This window comes from Hymenobacter sedentarius (assembly GCF_001507645.1).
GTDB classification, from domain to species: domain Bacteria; phylum Bacteroidota; class Bacteroidia; order Cytophagales; family Hymenobacteraceae; genus Hymenobacter; species Hymenobacter sedentarius.
Genome location: NZ_CP013909.1, coordinates 3,905,834 through 3,923,460 on the forward strand (window position 1 = coordinate 3,905,834; position 17,627 = coordinate 3,923,460).

Annotated in this window: 16 protein-coding genes; 7 read left to right on the top strand and 9 right to left on the bottom strand. The window is 60.6% G+C overall.

Annotated features, from left to right (window positions below; all coding sequences use genetic code 11):
• Positions 1-168 precede the first annotated feature (168 nt).
• The gene (locus AUC43_RS16110) at positions 169-1,002 is read left to right on the top strand and encodes an ion transporter (RefSeq protein WP_068195963.1); all 834 of its coding nucleotides are present in this window, start codon (positions 169-171) and stop codon (positions 1,000-1,002) included.
• Between the two features lie 64 nt (positions 1,003-1,066).
• Here AUC43_RS16110 and AUC43_RS16115 read toward each other — a convergent pair whose 3' ends face one another.
• The 4 genes from AUC43_RS16115 to hutU form a co-directional block, all read right to left on the bottom strand.
• Complete coding sequence (locus AUC43_RS16115; RefSeq protein WP_157781128.1) at positions 1,067-1,921, bottom strand: hypothetical protein; 855 nt, start codon at positions 1,919-1,921, stop codon at positions 1,067-1,069.
• Between the two features lie 157 nt (positions 1,922-2,078).
• Entirely contained in the window at positions 2,079-3,020 is a 942-nt protein-coding gene (locus AUC43_RS16120; RefSeq protein WP_068195969.1) for a phosphatase PAP2 family protein, read from the bottom strand.
• Positions 3,021-3,308: 288 nt separating this feature from the next.
• Complete coding sequence (locus tag AUC43_RS16125; protein WP_068195973.1) at positions 3,309-4,397, bottom strand: RelA/SpoT domain-containing protein; 1,089 nt, start codon at positions 4,395-4,397, stop codon at positions 3,309-3,311.
• A 22-nt stretch (positions 4,398-4,419) separates the two neighbouring features.
• Positions 4,420-6,192: a urocanate hydratase gene (gene hutU, locus AUC43_RS16130; RefSeq protein ID WP_099092903.1), complete on the bottom strand. Its 1,773-nt coding sequence runs from the start codon at positions 6,190-6,192 to the stop codon at positions 4,420-4,422.
• 169 nt (positions 6,193-6,361) lie between these two features.
• Here hutU and AUC43_RS16135 point away from each other — a divergent pair, with 169 nt between their 5' ends.
• Positions 6,362-6,634, top strand: coding sequence for a Rho-binding antiterminator (locus AUC43_RS16135; RefSeq protein WP_068195976.1), 273 nt, complete (start codon positions 6,362-6,364; stop codon positions 6,632-6,634).
• 159 nt (positions 6,635-6,793) lie between these two features.
• On the opposite strand, the gene AUC43_RS16140 is transcribed toward AUC43_RS16135, so the two are convergent.
• Positions 6,794-7,618, bottom strand: a complete 825-nt coding sequence (locus AUC43_RS16140; RefSeq protein ID WP_068195979.1) for a DUF4097 family beta strand repeat-containing protein — start codon at positions 7,616-7,618, stop codon at positions 6,794-6,796.
• A gap of 189 nt (positions 7,619-7,807) precedes the next feature.
• On the opposite strand from AUC43_RS16140, the gene AUC43_RS16145 reads away from it, so the two are divergent.
• Entirely contained in the window at positions 7,808-8,758 is a 951-nt protein-coding gene (locus AUC43_RS16145; RefSeq protein ID WP_068195982.1) for an MBL fold metallo-hydrolase, read from the top strand.
• On the opposite strand, the gene AUC43_RS16150 is transcribed toward AUC43_RS16145, so the two are convergent.
• A complete protein-coding gene (locus AUC43_RS16150; RefSeq protein ID WP_157781129.1) occupies positions 8,697-9,626 on the bottom strand; it encodes an arginase family protein in 930 nt (309 codons plus the stop codon). The genes AUC43_RS16145 and AUC43_RS16150 overlap by 62 nt on opposite strands.
• Before the next feature lie 75 nt (positions 9,627-9,701).
• Positions 9,702-11,384 carry an ArnT family glycosyltransferase gene (locus AUC43_RS16155; RefSeq protein ID WP_082685137.1) on the bottom strand — a complete coding sequence of 561 codons (1,683 nt, stop codon included), beginning with the start codon at positions 11,382-11,384 and terminating at the stop codon, positions 9,702-9,704.
• 189 nt (positions 11,385-11,573) lie between these two features.
• Here AUC43_RS16155 and AUC43_RS16160 point away from each other — a divergent pair, with 189 nt between their 5' ends.
• A complete protein-coding gene (locus tag AUC43_RS16160; protein WP_068195991.1) occupies positions 11,574-12,590 on the top strand; it encodes a GDP-mannose 4,6-dehydratase in 1,017 nt (338 codons plus the stop codon).
• A gap of 251 nt (positions 12,591-12,841) precedes the next feature.
• Here AUC43_RS16160 and AUC43_RS16165 read toward each other — a convergent pair whose 3' ends face one another.
• The gene (locus AUC43_RS16165; RefSeq protein WP_068195994.1) at positions 12,842-13,492 is read right to left on the bottom strand and encodes a lipid-A-disaccharide synthase N-terminal domain-containing protein; all 651 of its coding nucleotides are present in this window, start codon (positions 13,490-13,492) and stop codon (positions 12,842-12,844) included.
• Positions 13,485-14,255, bottom strand: a complete 771-nt coding sequence (locus AUC43_RS16170) for a glycosyltransferase (protein WP_068195997.1) — start codon at positions 14,253-14,255, stop codon at positions 13,485-13,487. The genes AUC43_RS16165 and AUC43_RS16170 overlap by 8 nt, the downstream gene beginning before the upstream one ends.
• Before the next feature lie 571 nt (positions 14,256-14,826).
• Between AUC43_RS16170 and AUC43_RS16175 the strand changes: the two genes are divergently transcribed.
• The 3 genes from AUC43_RS16175 to AUC43_RS16185 all read left to right on the top strand — a co-directional run bounded on the left by AUC43_RS16175 (position 14,827) and on the right by AUC43_RS16185 (position 17,545).
• Positions 14,827-15,333 (top strand): hypothetical protein, encoded by a 507-nt coding sequence (locus AUC43_RS16175; protein ID WP_068196000.1) that lies wholly within the window; start codon positions 14,827-14,829, stop codon positions 15,331-15,333.
• Positions 15,334-15,466: 133 nt separating this feature from the next.
• The gene (locus tag AUC43_RS16180; protein WP_068196002.1) at positions 15,467-16,201 is read left to right on the top strand and encodes a YebC/PmpR family DNA-binding transcriptional regulator; all 735 of its coding nucleotides are present in this window, start codon (positions 15,467-15,469) and stop codon (positions 16,199-16,201) included.
• Between the two features lie 177 nt (positions 16,202-16,378).
• Positions 16,379-17,545, top strand: a complete 1,167-nt coding sequence (locus tag AUC43_RS16185; RefSeq protein ID WP_082685138.1) for an acyltransferase family protein — start codon at positions 16,379-16,381, stop codon at positions 17,543-17,545.
• The last annotated feature ends 82 nt before the right edge of the window (positions 17,546-17,627 follow it).

Here is a 17,627-nt window from a genome sequence, read left to right on the forward strand (position 1 = left end):
CAAGCTAAATGGCGCTTAATATTTGTATAAAACTCAGCATTTGAGTAAATTGAAACCAAATGACAGGCACATAACCAGCCCAACTAACTTGTCTGTCCTGCCGCGACCGGTTTGCGTAAGAAAAGACTGACAAGGGGCCCCGAAAAGGCGCGGCCTCTGCTTTCGGCTATGGACAACCGCCCCCGCAACACAGCCCCCCGCTGGCAACTCGCCACGTACCGCATTATTTTCGACTCGGACACGCCAGCTGGCCGCGCCTTTAACGTTGTCCTGCTGGTCGCGATTGGGCTGAGCGTGGCGGCCGTGATGCTGGAAAGCGTGCAAAAAATCAGGGCCGCGTACGGGCCGTACCTGCACGCGGTGGAATGGTTTTTCACGGCGCTCTTCATTTTCGAATACCTGGTGCGGCTGGTGGTGGTGCGCCGGCCGCTGGCCTATGCGCTGAGCTGGCTCGGCATCATCGACTTCATCGCCGCCGTGCCCACGCTGGCCGCATTGGTGCTGACAAACAGCCGCTACCTGCTGGTGATTCGCACGCTGCGGCTGCTGCGGGTATTCCGCATTTTCAAGTTGGGCCACTTCATGGGCGAGGGGGAATTTATCGTGGACGCGCTGAAGGCCAGCCGTTTCAAGATAACGGTGTTTCTGACCGCGGTATTTTCGCTGGTCATCGTCATCGGCACGCTCATGTATGTGGTCGAGGGCGGCCACCATGGCTTTACCAGCATTCCGCAGAGCGTTTACTGGGCCATCGGGACGGTAACCATGGTGGGCGACAACGACACCGCGCCCGGCACCGTGCTGGGCCAGGCCCTGACCGCGCTACTGATGATTCTGGGCTTTGGCATCATTGCTGTGCCCACGGGCATCGTTACGGCCCAAATGACCCAGGGTTCCTCCTCCTCAATGCCTACCTACAAGTTAGCGCGCTGCCCCCGGTGCCAGGCCGAGGGCCACCGCCCGGAAGCAGCGTTCTGCTGGCGCTGCGGAGAGAAAGTCTAGCCGCCGGGCGCCCAGCGGCTGCTCTTCAGCAGCTGTTTATTGGGCTAAAAATTGGGCTGATTGGTTATTGATTAAACCGCAAAGCGTCTTTCCGCATCCAGCCGGTGGTGGTCACCTTTTCCCAATTGGTAAACGTCACGTACACGGCAGCTCCGCGGGATTCGCCCAGGTGCACTTTATCTCCGCGCTGGCAAAATGCTCTGCGGGGCGTGGCCAGGTCGGGCGAGTTGTAGAAATATGCCCGGTCCACCTGCACCACCGCCCGTTGGCCGCTGGTAGTGTTGCTGCTGGCCCGCTGCACGGGGGCCGTTGCAGGAGTGGGCATGGGCGTGCGGTTCGGCTGCGCTACAGTTGCGGACGGGCGTGCCGAACTGGTGCGAGCCGCTTTGGCAGGAGCGGTGCTTTCGGCCAGCCGGGTTAGCTCCTGGGCCTTGAGCCACCCGGTGTTCTTGGTGCCGTCGGGGCCGATAAAACCGGTTTTCACGAAGCCGTTCCATTCGCCCTCCCCGTAGAAGACGTCGCCCCGGCGCAGGTACTTGCCATTGGGCGTGGATTGCTGCGGAGCATCAAAAAAATACGCCGTGCCGACCGCCACCCGGTAGCGGCGGCCCTGGCCCGATAGCGGACCTGGAGGCTCGGCAGCGGCATTATCGCTGGCCGTTTGCGGAGCTGTTGGGCTGGCACCGGCACCGCTAGTAGCCGCAGTTTCCGGTTGGTCGACCCGCATTTCCGAATTGGCGCTTCGGGGTTGGTCATCGGAGCAAGCCACTAGCGAAGCCAGCTCAAGCAGCACTCCACAAGCCAAGGTCCAGAAGTACGGATGCACAATCTTACCGCTGCTCCCGGCGCCCCTACCCTGCACGGCCCCGCTGGCGCCAGCGGGCAGCTTATTCGATTCGGCTAGATTGACCTTGTTCATCGACGTTTTGATTACCAGACGGTGTAGCTCCTACCTTACGACGTGCCGGGCCCGTAGTTTCGGCTGGTAGCGCCCGCGCCGGTTTCCTACCTGCCCACGGCCGGCAGCCAGCTGCGACGAGCTGCCCACCACTCAAGCTGCTAAGCAACTAGCGCGGCTACCAGCGCCGGGTCACCATCAGGCCGCCATAAGCATATCCATTCACACTCAGGCCCTGGATGGGCACCATGGATACGCCCGTGCCGTGCACCTTCTTGTAGAAATGCAGCGCCACCACGCCGGCCGCCGCGCCCACGCCGCAGCCCACCAGCGAGTCGGTGAAATTTTGGGCGGGCACCGCCGCGGCATCGTAGCCGGGGGCGCTGCGGTGCAGCCGGGGCACCACCACGCCCACCGTGGCCCCCACGGCGTAGCCCACCAGGTTGTCGGTGAGAAAGTGCTTGCCGGCCCGGACGCGGAAGTACGCCACCACCGCCGGCAGGGCCGCGGCTGCGCCCCACACGTAGGGTTGGGCTGCCGAGCCGGGATTGAAATCATGAAACACCTGGGCCGCAAAAAATGTGGCCGTAGCCGTATGCGCCGTGTGCCCGCCAAAAAACGAATCGGTGGCAATGGTGCCGTGGCGCTTGCTGCCGCCCTCGGTGCCGTAGAGGTAAGGCCGCGAGCGGTACACCGTGCCCACGGTGAGGGTAAAAATGGCCGCCGTGGCGCTCATGGTTTCCAGATACAGCCCGGCTACCTGCCCGTAGCGGCCGTGCACCTTAGGGTCGAAGGACAACAGGGCGGGCACCAGCGCCAGCGTGCCGTAGCAAAAAGCGTCGCTCGTAACCTGAGCCCGGTCGCTGTACCACCCCGCCGAAAACCGGTCAACTTTGGGGATATCCTGACGGTTCAGCGCCGCCAGCTCGGCCTCAGTCGAGACGTGCTTCTGCTGCACCAGGTACAGCCCCGTTACGCTCAGTCCCGCCAGCCCAACTGTGATGGGCGCATCCACGGCAAATCGGGTGCTGTAGGGCGAGGGCGCTTGCTGCGCCGTGGCGGCCTGGCATCCGCTCAGCAGTAAGGCCCCGGCGAACAACAGCGTAGGGCGAGGCTTCATAGGCTGATTAGAACGGTCTTAAACATTGTCATTGGAGAAAATTAGTACATCGCAACGTGACAACAGTAATGCATTCACGGCCACTCTCACTGACCTGTGAGGAACGAGCACCTGATTTAAAAGACAATCAGTCAAAAAAGCCGCTCTACGCCACTGCCACGCTCCTCAGACACAACCGCAAGCAAATGGGACGGACAACGTGAAGCCTCCGGAAGCATAGGCTGCGGTGGAAATGGAACGGCCCCACTGTGATTGCAGCGGGGCCGTTCCATTGACCGAAAGTATACTTTACTCAGCGCTTTTGGCTTTATTATTAACGCTTTTAATCTTATTTCTTTGCTTTCCAGGCTCTAATAGCGGTGCCGGTAACTGCGTCACTTTATCCGAAGCCATATTTTGAATTCTGTATAAATCCGACGCTTGGGAAAAGTCGAGGTTTGCTAATGGTCCAACTGCCTCAGCTAATGCTGCTCCTATACCCTGAATTGGAAACAAGGAACTAAAATCAAATTTTGGCGGCACCAATGCATGCAAATCAGAAGTCATTTTAGTTAACTCAGCCTTTTTATCCTTATCGATATCAAGCAGTTTTATCTTTTTTTCTAGTTCTAAAATCACAGCATCTTTTTCAAGAAGCTTTTCTTCATAATCCAACCTGCTTTCCAACATATGTAGCCCCAATTTTTTAGTAAATGACCCTAGCTCATCAGCGCTGCCAGCTAATCTGTTCATGACTAATAACAAGTAGTCAATTAGTTCATTACTATTACGCGATGGATAACGCACTTTGTGGTCTATTTCACTCCATCCCTCTTCAAAAATGGTTCTTACTTGAATTTCAGCAAGTATTTCCTCTTTCGCAGGTCGAGTTTTAATTATATAGTGAACTGACCTATACCCAAACTGGTGGGGTTTGATTTCACAGCCTCCTTCCTTAAACATATCAGAATACTCTTCCGTGTCACCAGCTCTAACATATGCTGTTGGTTGTTCATGCACTTCCCAAGTATTCATAATAAAGTCATTAACTTTTTTCCAATCCTCTTTAAACAAGTGAATGGCCCTTACACCAATCAGGTCGGTGATTTCACTCCTGTAATTTCCAGGCGTTATTTCTCTTAAACAGTTTTCTTTCTTTTTCCTGATTATTTTTCTAAGTAAATGCTCAGGGTTTTTAAGTCTGTATCTAACAGAATGAATATCTTTTGCTTTCAATAAGAATCTAGTAATAAATTCAGCAGCTTGGTCAAGCTGTGGATTCAATTTGGCAAAGTCATCATCAATTGCCGCTAAATGCTCAATTGAAATATTGGCTTCCGTAATTGACGCTTCTGAAATACTACTGTATTTCTGCATCAAAGTCTGCTTCAGTTTCATAGTGTTTGTTAAGTGTTGTATTCTACTTCACCCCTGGAATCTTCGCCCCGCGCTCCCGCGCTACATCCTGAGCCAGCTCATACCCCGCATCGGCGTGGCGGAAGATGCCCATGCCGGGGTCGGTAGTAAGCACACGCTTGAGGCGTTCGGCTTTTTCGGGGGTGCCGGTCGCTACTATCACCATGCCGGAGTGGGTGGAGTTGCCGATGCCCACGCCGCCGCCGTTGTGCAGGCTCACCCAGTCGGCGCCGCTGGCGCAGTTGGCTAGGGCGTTGAGCAGGGGCCAGTCGGCCACGGCGTCGGAGCCGTCCTTCATGCCTTCGGTTTCGCGGTTGGGCGAGGCCACCGAGCCGCAGTCGAGGTGGTCGCGGCCGATGACAATGGGGCCCGAGACTTCGCCCCGCGCCACCAGGTCGTTGATGACGAGGCCGAACTTCTCGCGCTCGCCGTAGCCGAGCCAGCACACCCGGGCCGGCAAGCCGATGAACGGCACTTTGGCCTGGGCCTTGGCTATCCAGCGGGCCAGGAGATTGTTTTCGGGAAAGGTTTCGAGCAGGGCGCGGTCGATGCGCAGAATATCCTGCGGGTCGCCGCTGAGAGCAGCCCACCGGAACGGCCCCTTGCCCTCGCAAAACAGCGGCCGGATGTACGCGGGCACAAAGCCGGGATAGAGAAAATGGCCGTGTTCGTCGCGCACCGGCAGGCCGCCTTTTTCGGCCTGGCCGCGCAGATTGTTGCCGTAGTCCACGGCGATGGTGCCGCGCTTCTGCATCTCCAGAATCGCCGACACGTGCTTTACAATGGCCTGCAGCGCCTGCTTTTTGAACTCCTCGGGGTTACTGGCGCGCAAGGCCAGCACCGTGTCTATCTCGCCTTCGGGCATGTAGTCCATCAAGTCGTGGGCCGAGGTTTGGTCGGTCACAATGTCGGCCCGGAAGCCCCGCTCCAGCAGCTGGGGCAGCACCGTGGCCGCATTGCCGGTGAGGCCGACGGACCAGCCTTTGCCTTCGGCTTTGGCCTGCTCGCAGAGCTCCAGGGCGTGGGCGAGGTCGCGGGCCTGCTCGTCGAGGTAGCCTTCGCGCACTTTCTGCTTCACCCGCTCATCAATCGGCTCCACCACGAGGCACACGCCGTCGTTCATGGTCACAGCCAGCGGCTGGGCGCCGCTCATGCCGCCCAGGCCCGCCGTGACGGTGATGGTGCCGCGCAGGCTGCCGCCAAAATGCTGGTCGGCCATGGCAGCGAAGGTCTCGTACGTGCCCTGCAAGATGCCCTGGGTGGCAATGTAAATCCAGGAGCCGGCCGTCATCTGGCCGTACATCATCAGGCCCATGCGGTCGAGCTGGTCGAAGTACTCCTGGGTGCTCCAGGCGGGCACCAGGTTGCTGTTGGCAATGAGCACGCGCGGGGCATGGGGCCAGGTTTTGAGCACGCCCACGGCCTTGCCCGATTGCACAAGCATGGTCTCGTCGGGCTCCAGTTCCTTCAGGGTCTTCACGATGGTTTGGTACTCTTTCCAGTTGCGCGCGGCGCGGCCGGCGCCACCGTACACAATCAGCTCGTCGTAGACCAAGCTCACGGCGGGGTCGATGTTGTTTTCCAGCATCCGCAGGGCGGCTTCGGCTTCCCAGGTTTTGCAACGCAGGGTGGTGCCGTGGGCGGCCCGCACGGTTTCGGTGGGCTTGAACTCGTAGAACATCGGGCGCTTGCCGCCGTTCGGTTTGGGCGTGCCCGGGCCGCTGGAAAGTGAGTTAGCTTCAAGATTGAGTTCGGCAGCGAGGGGGGTGGTCTGCATGGGTGGGAAGTGGATTGGGTGGGTGCGGCGAAGATAGAAAAGTGCCGACTTGCAGCACTATCCGGAAACCTATTGGCGGATCCAGCCCTTGTATCGTGCACCTACCAGCCCACGTAACCAGTGCATTGTTGGGCTGCCCTACCTTCCGCTCGCCCTATTTCCCAGCTTCATGAGCACCGACTACACTCCCATCGACTGCCACTTCTACGACCTACTGGAAGCTGCCGCCACATTGCGACGCCGGGTAGACCTGCAGTACTTCAACGACCTGCGCCAGCTCTGCCTCGCATCCGGCGTAATTGACACGCTTTTGGTGCGCGACAAGGTGGAATACATGCGCCTGAAATCGGGCGAGGAAATCAGACTCGACCACATCATCCGCCTCGACGACACGCCCGCCCCTGCCTATGCCGACTTCCCCGATTTCAGCCTGGGCTGCTGAGCCAAGTACATAAAAGCCTGCTCATTTGGCACCCGCAGAACCTCAGCATCTTACCGCTCCGTTGTCATGCAGAGCGCAGCGAAGCATCATATCAGGCTGGAACGACTCGTTCAGCGGCGATAAGATGCTTCGCTGCGCTCTGCATGACAGATGATTAGGCTAGTCGCGGCCCTGGTCTACACTGATGCCGCCGTTGGTGGTCACGGCCTTCACCGGCGCGCCGCCTTTGCCGAGGTTGGCGGTTACTTCCTTGTGCATGAAACCTGATTTATTGACGGGCAGAGCCGAGCGGATGTCGCCCATGTTGGTGCTGGTGAAAAATTGAGCGGAATAGTCCTGGGGCAGCTTCCAGTGAACGCCGCCGTTGGTGGTTTCCACGTCGAGGCCTTTGCCGTTCCACTTGTTGCCGGTGAGGGTGATGTTCAGACCGCCGTTCACGGTTTGGCCGGTAACCTGGCCGCCCAGGCTGGTGAGCGAGACGCCGCCGTTCACGGCGTGAAACTTCACGTCGGACTGCATATTATCGAGGCTGATGCCGCCGTTCACGGTGTTCAGGGCCAGGGCTGTCTGGCGGGGCACGAATACCTCGTAGCTCACGCTATAGTGCTCGTCTTTGCCAGGAGCATCGGCTTTCAACGTGTTGTTGGCGGTGCGGATGGTGACGCTTTTCACCCGCGACTGGGCTTCGGCGTCGGTGCTGGCCCAGCTCGTCACCTTGGCCCGAATGCGCACGTTGGGTCCCGACCAGCCATGCACCGCAATGCCGCCGTTGGCGCCGCCGTCGATGCTGAGGGGCTGCCCGCCCGGGGCGTTCATGGTCAGGTCGCGGGTTTCGCAGAAGCGTTTGTTCTCGCCGTCGTTTCTCGACCAGTTGCCTTCTTCGCAAGTGATTTTGAATTGGGGCTCGGTGGTGGATTGGGCTAGGGCGGGCAGGGCTAAGCAGGAGATGGCAAATGCAGAAAGAAGGGTTTTGGAGGTGAGCATAAGAGTAAGAATTTGAAAGGGTTGAGGTTTCAGAAGCGGGAGGCAGCGGCTGGCCGTGTAAGGGTTACCGGGTAATTCCCGATTCGTTACACACCTTCCTAGATTTTTTTACGGCCGCAGCCCTCCCCTCTTTCGCCGGACATCGTATGCCTGCTTTCAAGCTTTCCTTTCTCCAACACCCCACTTGCCATGGATAATGTAGCCGCCGGCGTCACCCAGCTCCGCATACAACGTTTTGTCAATGTATATTTTGTCGAAACCGGTACGCCCGGCGAGTGGGTGTTGATTGATACCGGCCTGCCCGGCAGCGCCAAAACCATCATCGCCGCCGCCGACAAGCTGTTTTACCCCGGCAGCCACCCCGAGGCCATCTTGCTGACCCATGGCCACCTCGACCACCTGGGCTCGGCCAAGGAACTGGCCGACCATTGGAACGTGCCCGTCATCGTGCACTCACTGGAGCTGCCCTACGTCACGGGCAAGGCGCTGTACCCGCCGCGCGACCCCACCGTGGGCGGCTCGCTGGCGTTTATGAGCCGCTTCTTTCCAGCCCAACTGCCCAACCTGGGCGACCGGGTGCAGGCCCTCAACACCGACGACCCCTCCACGCCCTACCTCATGAACTGGCGCTGGCTGCACGTGCCGGGCCACGCGCCCGGGCAACTGGCTTTCTTCCGCGAGGCCGACCGCGTGCTCCTTGGGGCCGATGCCTTCGCTACCTGCCACCACGATTCTGTGCCGGCCGTGCTGCTGGGGCTGCCCAAAATCAGCCGGGCCGGCACGCCCTTCAACTACGACTGGGAAGCGGCCCGCCGCTCGGTGCAGCTGTTGGCTGCCCTGGAGCCCAAGGCCATCGGCTGCGGCCACGGCCCGGTTATAAAAGGCCCGGAAGCAGCCGCGGGCCTGCATGAACTGGCCGACCACTACCCCGTGCCCTCCCACGGCCGCTACGTGAAGGAACCCGCCCGCACCGATGCCAGCGGCGTGGAGCACCTGCCCCCTGCCCCGGCCGACAAGCTGCCCATGCAGGCTGCCATGCTGGGCGCGGGCCTGGCGGTAGCGGGCGTCTCGTGGCTGCTTATCGGCGGCCGGCGGCGCGGTCGGCGACGGCCGCAGCCACACCGGTCAGAAACGCGGTAATGATGGTGGCGGCCAGGCGCGCCGTTTGGTTGTCGCGGTCGAACAGCGGGTTTAGCTCAGCGACCTCAAACAGGCGCACCTCTTCCTTCTGGCCCGCCAGATAAGCGGCTTCCACGGCCTGGCGCGGGGTAAAGCCGTCGGCGCTGGGTGCCGATACGCCGGGCGCGTAGGCCTCGGCGCAGCCGTCGATGTCGAAGCTCACGAAGGCGGGCCCCGCCTTGATGGCCCGGCTCAGGGCGCGCGTCATGTAGAGCTCCATGCCGTCCTTTTGCACGTGGGCCAGCGGCACGATGTGCGCATCTTGCTGGTTCAGGAAATCGACATCCTCCTTGGTGTTGAGGTTGGAATGCAGCCCAATTTCGGTGAACCGGTCCCCGGCCACAAAGCCCTCGCGCAGCAGCTTGCCAAACGGCGTGCCGCTGCTGATTTCGGGCTTGTCCTTCACGTCGGCGTGTGCATCGAGGTTGATGCCGCCCACGGGCTTACCGCCGCTGGCATCGAAGAGGCCCCGCACCGTGGAGTAGGAGCCATCGTGCGAGCCGCCCAGCACCACCACCCGGGGATATTGCGCCAGCAGCTTGCCCAGCTGCTCGCGAATGTGGGCGTGGTTGCGGGCGTGGTCGTGCTCGTGCAGGTCGAGGCTGCCGGCGTTGGCAAGGCGCAGCTGGTCGAGGCTCACGTCGTGCTCCAGATTGTAAACTTTGTGGTAGCGGCGCAGCTCGCGCCGAATAGCATCGGGCGCGCCCACGGCCCCGGCCCGGCCGCCTTCCAGCACGGTGCCAAAATCCAGGGGCAGGCCCACCAGGCATACGTCGGCGGCGGGCAATTCGGCGGCGGGGCGGATGATGTCGCGGAGAAAGGTTGCCATAGCGGAGAGAGTATTCAGGAGGCGAATGTAGAAAAAGGCCCGCGGCAAAGACGGCAAGCAGAGAGTTTAGCGGCTTCAGGGCGCGTAGTATATCCGCCAGGGACCGACTTGCTCCTCGCGCAGCAGGCCGGTGCGCAGCCATTGGCGGTCGGGCGCTAGGGCGCCCTTCACCACCAGCAGCGGCGGCCGGGACCAGCGGGCCGCTAGGGGCACACTGGGGGCCGTGCTGTCTTGCAGGTTCACCAGCAGGCGCTGCCAGGCACGGTCGGCTTCGAACTGGGTTTCGCGCCTGAGCTTCTCATTGCCATCAAAGAGCGACACCGGAATCTGGCCCAATTCAAACGCCAGCGACGGCAGCAGCTCGTTGTACACCAAGACTGGCCGGCCGGCGAGGTGTGGGAGCAGCAGGCGGGCTGCCACCGGCCGGGTGCCGTTGAACAGGAGCTCGTTTTGATGCAACAGGGTTTTGGCGGCTAGCAGCAGGAAAAGTGTGAAGACCGCCGGCGCTACCAGCAGGCGTGGCACCGGCCACTCCGGCCGCCACAGCAGGTGCTGCACCAGCAACGCCCCCAGGCCCACCGCTGCCCAGAACCCCAAGGCCGGGCTCGCCACCAGCGGCAATGCGCGAATGCTTAGCATCGGCAATACCCCGATTGCGGTCAGCATCAGGCCAAAAAACAGCCCCATGCCCAGGTACCAGCGGTAAAGCACCGCCTCGGGGCAGCGGCCCAGGTAGTACACCACCAGCAGGGCCACGCCGGGAAACACGGGCAGCACGTACAGCAACAGCTTGGAGCTGGACAGCGAGAAAAACACCAGCGGTACGAGCACCCAAAACACCCATACGTTGCGCCAGGTGCGGGGCAGCGCCGCCCAGGGCGTGCGCGCAAATTGAGCCAGCAACGCCGCCGACCACGGCAAACTCACCGCCGGGGCCAGCACCCAGTAAAACCACCACGGCTTGCTGCGCCCAAACGAGGCCGGATTGACGAAGCGCTCCACGGTATGGTTGAACAGGAAGTAGCGCACAAACGCGGGGTTTTCGGTAGCCAGGTAACCGTACCAGCCCAAGCCCACCACCAAAAATAAGCCGATGCCCAGGGCGTGGTGCACCGTGAAAGGCCGGCGCGGGCGGCTCTGCCGGAAATAAAACCCCGCCACGGCCATCAGCGGCAGCACAAGGCCCACCGGCCCTTTGGTAAGAAACGCCAGCCCCAACGCCAGCCAAAACAGGTACAGCCAGCCGGGCCGGCCGTTGACATAATACCGCAGCACGGCATAAGCGGCCGCGAGCTCCAGCGTGGCCAGGTACACGTCGGTGGTGACGTTGAGGGCCGAAATGAGCACCGCCGGCAGCGTGCCGTACACCACGGCCGCCGCCAGGGCACGGGCGCGGTTGCCCTCAAAAAGCACCAGGCCCACCCCGTACACCAGCCCCACCTGCACCAGCACGGCCAGCGCCGGCAGCAGCCGCACACCCGCCGCCGTGGGCCCCGCCACCGCCAGTCCCGCGGCCGTGAGCCAGTAGGTGAGCGGCGGCTTATGGAAGTGCTGAATACCCAGCAGCCGCGGGTGCAGCCAGTCGCGGCTGGCCAGCATCTCCCGCCCGATTTCGGCGTAGCGCGCTTCGCTGCTTTCCAGCGGGCCCCAGGCGTTGAGCCCGGACAGCAGCCCCAGCCCCAATAGTATTAGAAATAGCCCCAACCATAGGAGGGCAAAGCGGGCTCGCAACGGCTCAGCTTCCGGAAATAGTTCCATAAAATAAAGGTATAATATAGACTACATTGTACAAGGCGTGATTTCAACAATGCCAGCCATTATTTATAGCACCCTAATTATCAATTTTTTATAACAACGTTTTTGTTAAGCTTCCGCTCTACGCCAGCGGTTGGGCAAGGCCAGCCGAGAGGAGGCGGCCAGGGTTTTTTATACTTTTTTGATTGCGCTATGTCTACTATCCTCGTCACCGGCTGCGCGGGCTTCATCGGTTCTCACTTGAGCGAACGGCTGCTGGCCGACGGCTACCGGGTGGTGGGCCTCGACAATTTCGACCCGTTTTACGACCGCCACACTAAGGTTGAGAACCTGGCGCTGCTTCGGCCCCAGCCCCGGTTTTCTTTTTATGAGCTGGACTTGCGCCACGGCCTCGCCGCCTTGCCGCCCGAGCCCTATGCCGCCGTGGTGCACCTCGCAGCCAAAGCCGGCGTGGGGCCGTCGCTACGCGAGCCAGCGGCCTACCTCGACACCAATGTGCTTGGTACCACCCACTTGCTGGAATGGATGCGGCAGCAGCCGCAACAATTGCCCAACTTGCTGTTTGCTTCTTCCTCGTCGGTGTATGGCAACACGCCCGCGCGGCCCTTCCGCGAAGACGAACCGCTGTTTGCCCACTGCATTTCGCCCTATGCCGCCAGCAAGCTGGCCGGTGAGGAGCTCACCTTCACCTACCACCACCTCTACGGGCTGAATGTGCTGAACGCGCGGTTCTTTACCGTGTACGGCCCCCGGCAGCGCCCTGATTTGGCCATCCACAAGTTTGCGCGGCGGCTGCGGGCCGGCCAGCCCCTGCCCGTGTACGGCGACGGCCGCACCGCCCGCGACTACACCTACATCGACGACATCGTGGACGGCATCGTGCGCGGCCTGGCTTATCTGGACGCGCACGCTGGCACCTACGAAATCGTGAACCTCGGCAACAGCCACCCCATCTCGCTGCTGGAGCTGGTGGCGGCCCTCGGACAGGCCATGGGGGTGGCGCCGCAGCTGGAGTTTCTGCCGGCCCAGGCCGGCGATGTGGACGTCACGTTTGCCGACATCAGCAAGGCCCGGAAGCTGCTGGGCTACCAGCCCCGCACGGCCCTGCCCGAGGGGTTGCGGCAATTTGTGAGCTGGCTCGATGAAAGGGAATTCGTCCCTGCCCACCCCCAGCCTGCGCGCGCCGTGGACTTGGTGCCGCCCGTGTAAATGCGCCGCACGGGCGCACGGCTGGCAGCCGTGCTGGCCCTGTGCTTCTTCAGCTCTTTTTGTGCACCCAGGCATTTCGGAAATCACTCTGATGGAGGCCCACAACTTCGTGGTGGCCTGGGAGATGGCAGCGGGCCTGCGCGTATTCGAAAGCTTTTACCTAAACAGGAAGCGGAAATACAAGTACTGGCGCGTAACCTTAGTTGAGCCAGCTTCGGCTGCTAAATGAACAGGCTTGGCAAACAGGCGCGCTACCCCGCTACCTGCTGCCGCTGCCCTCGGCGCAGCAGCACGATGTTCCGGAAATACACCACCGTCCCAAACACGTTGCCGATGATGAGCACCACGTCAATCGGGTCGCGCAGCAGGGCGTAGGCCAGGATGAGCAGCGAACCGGCCAGACTCACCACCCAAAACCCCAGCGGCAGCACCGACTCACCCTGGCGCTCCGAATACAGCCACTGGAAAACAAACCGCAGCAGAAACACCGTTTGGCCCACCGCGCCCAGCAGCAGCACCCCGCTCGGAATGCCGGGGCGCAGCACCGCCTGCAGGCTGAAGTACCGGTTTCCCACCCCCGCCCACCCCAGCATGGCCACCGGAAACACGTAAGCCGCCGCCCGAAACCAGGGGCTTAGCTTGGGCCACTCGCCCTGCAGCTGCAGGTTGCGGATGTAGATGCCGTAGCTCACGAGTTGAGCCGCCAGTATCACCGGGTCGTGGCGCAGCATGCCGTAGATTATCATCAAAAACGACGATATCAGGCTGATTTCCCAGAACAACGCGGGCACCAGTACCCGGCGGGCCCGCTCGCTCTGCACCCATTGCAGCACAATGCGGCTGCTAAACAGCAGCTGCGACGTGAGGCCGATGCCCAGGGCCAGCTGCTGGGCACTAAGCACGGCTGGTAGCCCGGTACTGCTCCCCGATTTCGTAGTTCTTCCAGCGGCTCCGAATCCAGCGGAAGCCGAAGGTGTCGACCAGCGGCTTCCACGCCCGGTTCCAGAGGGTGTACTTGGCCGTGCCGGCAAAGCGCGGGAAATGCCGAACCGGAATCTGCTTCACCCGGCCGCCCTGCAGCTGCACCAGAGCGCCCAGAAAGCGGTGCAGGCCGTGGAACAGCGGCAGCCGCCGGGCATATTCTATCTTAATGATTTTCAAGGGGCAGCCCGTGTCTTCGATGCCGTCATTGATAAGGGCCCGGCGCACGCCATTGGCCACTTTGGATGAGACTTTCTTCACGAACGTGTCCTGACGCTTGGCCCGAATGCCATTCACCATATCGTAAGCCGGAAAAAACTCGAAGAAGGTGAGAAAATCGAGCGGCGTGGTTTGGATATCCGAATCGATATAGCCCACCAGCGTGCTGCGGCTGTGGTCGATGCCGGCTTTGATGGCCGTGCTCAGTCCACGGTTTTCGCTCAGGGAAATGAACTCGTAGGCAGTGCCCGGCCGGCAGATGTCGCGCAGCAAGGCCAGCGAGCCGTCGGTGCTGCCATCGTTGACAAACAGCACCGTGGTGGGCACCGGCGTCTGGCTTAGAAACTTATCCACCTCCACCACCAGCTGGCGCAGGCTTTCTTCTTCGTTGTACACGGGCACGAGCACCGTCAACGACTGCGAGGCTAGGTAAGGAGCAACAGAAACGGACGAAGCGTCAGACACAAAAACGCAGCTAAGGGTGGTGAGGGATTACACGGCCACAATAGCCCTCCCAAATCTTATCGAATTTTCACTATTCGCCGTCATTAAAGCAAGCTGCACCATAGCATAAACCCATTTCCAGCTCCTGTGCAGGGGAGATTTTTAGTATCCTTAGGTGAGCCGCGGGTTTATTGGGCTGAAAACGCTGCTGGTTGGGTTACAGCTGTTCGGATTATACTCTACAATCAGTAGAACAGTGTAGCGTCTCGTCGTTGAACGATGACGTTGCAAAGGGTATGTCCGAACGGCGCGGACGACGAGACGCCAAGTATGGCGTCTCTACATTGTTCTTACATTGCTATAATTAACCCAAACAGCATCTTAGTCAGTTTATGAAGTAGCTCAGCAACTGCCCGGCTTAAGAAGCAGCAGGCCGGATAGCTGGGAGGGGACTGGGGAAACGCTAATTTTCGGCCCCATTTTTACGTGTTTGGCAAATGCATTCGCTGTCCTTACGTTAGGTCAGCCCAATTTCTACCAGCTAGGGTAGCCTACCTTCGGGTACTCTGGTTACCGAGGTTAATTACGAACAATGGCTTTTTTCTCTTCCCTGCGGTTTGTTGGCGGCTGCTTATTGCTGTCGCCCCTGCTGGCACTCCCGGCAGCGGCCCAAACTACTGCGGCGCTCCCGCCTTTTTATTCTACCTACCACTACACGGGCTACACCGTGTACGACAATACCAACACAGACCCACCCACCGAAGTGCGCGGCGTGGGCGGCTCGCTCACCCTGCGGCCCGACGGCACTTACGAGAAGCACCTGAGCATCGTCACTCCCAGCGGCCCGCACTACTTCAACCAGTCCGGCCGCTTCGTGCTGACCGGCGACAGCATTCGCTTCGCCTTCAGCGACCTGAAGGGAGCCGACGTGCAGCGCGGCACCTTCCAATTCAACCCCGCCAACAAGCACCTTACCCTCACCATTCTGGGCTACCCAACCGGCAATAAAGGGGTGTATGAATTGGTGGCCGTGGATACCAAACCAGTAGCCACGCCGGCGGTGCTGCGCGTCAAAACCGTAAAAAAGCGCAAGCACTAGCCCGGCCTTTGGGTCGCATTTGGCTCCCCCCGCCCCTTCTGGCTAACTTGCGGCCCGTTTCGGCTGCGCTTGTTGGTCAGGCCGCCGCCACGGCATTGTTAATTGCTCATTGCTAATTGTTAATTGACCCCCTATGGGACGCGCATTCGAATTTCGCAAAGGCCGCAAAATGAAGCGGTGGGATAAAATGTCGAAAGACTTTACCCGCATCGGGAAGGAAATTGTGATGGCGGTGAAAGAAAACGGCCCCAACCCCGATACCAACGCCCGCCTGCGCGCCGCCATGCAAAACGCCAAAGGCGTGAACATGCCCAAAGACCGGGTGGAAGCCGCCATCAAGCGCGCCAGCAGCAAGGAGGAAAAAGACTACCAGGAAGTGGTCTACGAGGGCTACCTGCCCCACGGCATTGCGGTAGTTATCGAAACCGCTACCGACAACCCCACCCGCACCGTTTCCAACGTGCGCCTCATTTTCAACCGCAACGAGGGCACGCTGGGCACCGCCGGCTCTTCCGACTACACCTTCACCCGTAAGGGCGTCTTCAAGCTGGCCGCCGAAGGCCTCGACCGCGACGAGCTGGAGCTGGAACTCATTGACTTTGGCGCCGAAGACGTGTACGAAACCGCCGAAGAAGACGAAGCCGGCGCCGAGCACAGGTACATCGTGGTCGAAACGGCCTTCACCGATTTCGGCCAGATGCAGAAAGCCCTCGAAGCCCAGGGCCGCCACGTGGTGAGCGTAAACCTGCAGCGCGTGCCCAACACCACCGTCTCGCTCAACGACGAGCAGCTGGAAGAAGTAATGAACATCATCGAGAAGTTCGAAGACGACGAAGACGTGCAGGCCGTGTACCACACCGTTGGCTAACGCCAGGGTGCCCTGCTATCCTTTCCCAAGAACGTCATGCTGAGCGCAGCCGAAGCATCTCTACCGCAATACTAAATTGAATTAGTTGCGCGGTAGAGATGCTTCGGCTGCGCTCAGCATGACGTTCTTTTTTTGCCTGTAGGCATTCACTTGTAACCATTGCCCCCGCTGCCGCCTATGCCCGTCGCCGAACCTTCTGCTTCAGTAGCCGCGGGCATTTCACCGGGCATGCCGCAGCCCAGCGGCTACTTACCTGCCCTCACCGGCTTGCGCGCCATAGCGGCCTGGCTGGTGTTCTTCAACCACTACCCCCTGGGCCCGGTGCCGCCGCCCGGCGTGGCCCGCGCCTTCCAGTACCTCGTCGATGAGTCGCACGGCCTGCCGCTGCTGCTGCTGCTCAGCGGCTTTCTCATCGCCCTGCGCTACGATACCGGCACGCCCAGTTTCCGGCCCCGCGGCGGCTGGCGGCGCTATTTGCAAAGTCGCGTCGCCCGGGTGTACCCGCTGTATGCCTTGCTCACGCTGGCCACGTTTGCGCTGCTCTGGCGCTGGCACTCGCCTAGCGTCACCCCAACCCAGCTTTTCCTAAATCTGACGCTGCTGCGCGGCTTTTTCGACGAATACAAGTTCACCGGCATCGGCCAGGCTTGGTCCCTCACACTGCTCGAATGCTTTTACCTGGCGGCCCCGCTGCTGCTTGGCCTGCGGGCCCGGGGCGTCGCGCTGTGGCTGCAGCCGCTGCTGTTGCTGGCCCTGGGCGCAGGGCTGGTGGCGCTGCTGGCTCCGCTGCACTGGCACGGCCTGTTTGGAACGTACCCGTTCATGCTCATGTACACGTTTCTGGGGCACAGCCTGGAGTTCTTTATCGGCGTGTGGCTGGCCGGCCGCTACCAATCCGGCAAATTGGGCTGGCCTGTGGGCTATTGGCGCACTGCCGGCGGCGTGTTGCTCTGGATAGCCGTCACGGTCGCTCTGGGCCTCACCCAAGCCCAATTCCACAACCCCGACCACCCGCTTACCCTGGTCCTGAACCTGCTCGGGTTGCCTGCGGCGGGCGGCCTATTTTTCGCCGGTTTGCTCAGCGAGCATTCCTGGTTTCGGCAGCTACTCAGCGGCAGCTTGTTTCAGAAGTTGGGCCGGAGTTCCTATGCGTTTTACCTGTTGCACGCCGGCCCGCTGGCCTTTTGGGTTTATGAACGCCTGCCGGGCATTTGGCCGCTACAGCTGCTGGCGGTACAGGTGGTGTCTTATGTAGTGTATCGAGTGGTGGAGGAGCCAATTAGGAAGTGGCTGCGTCCAGCCAGAAGCACCGTTCCGAATGCTGTGCACAAGTCCACTAAATAGCGTAAGCCTGCCCTATTTGCTTTGCTTGCCGCAATTTGTATTGCGTATTAAGAAGGGATAACCGCTAATGGAGTAAGTTGGC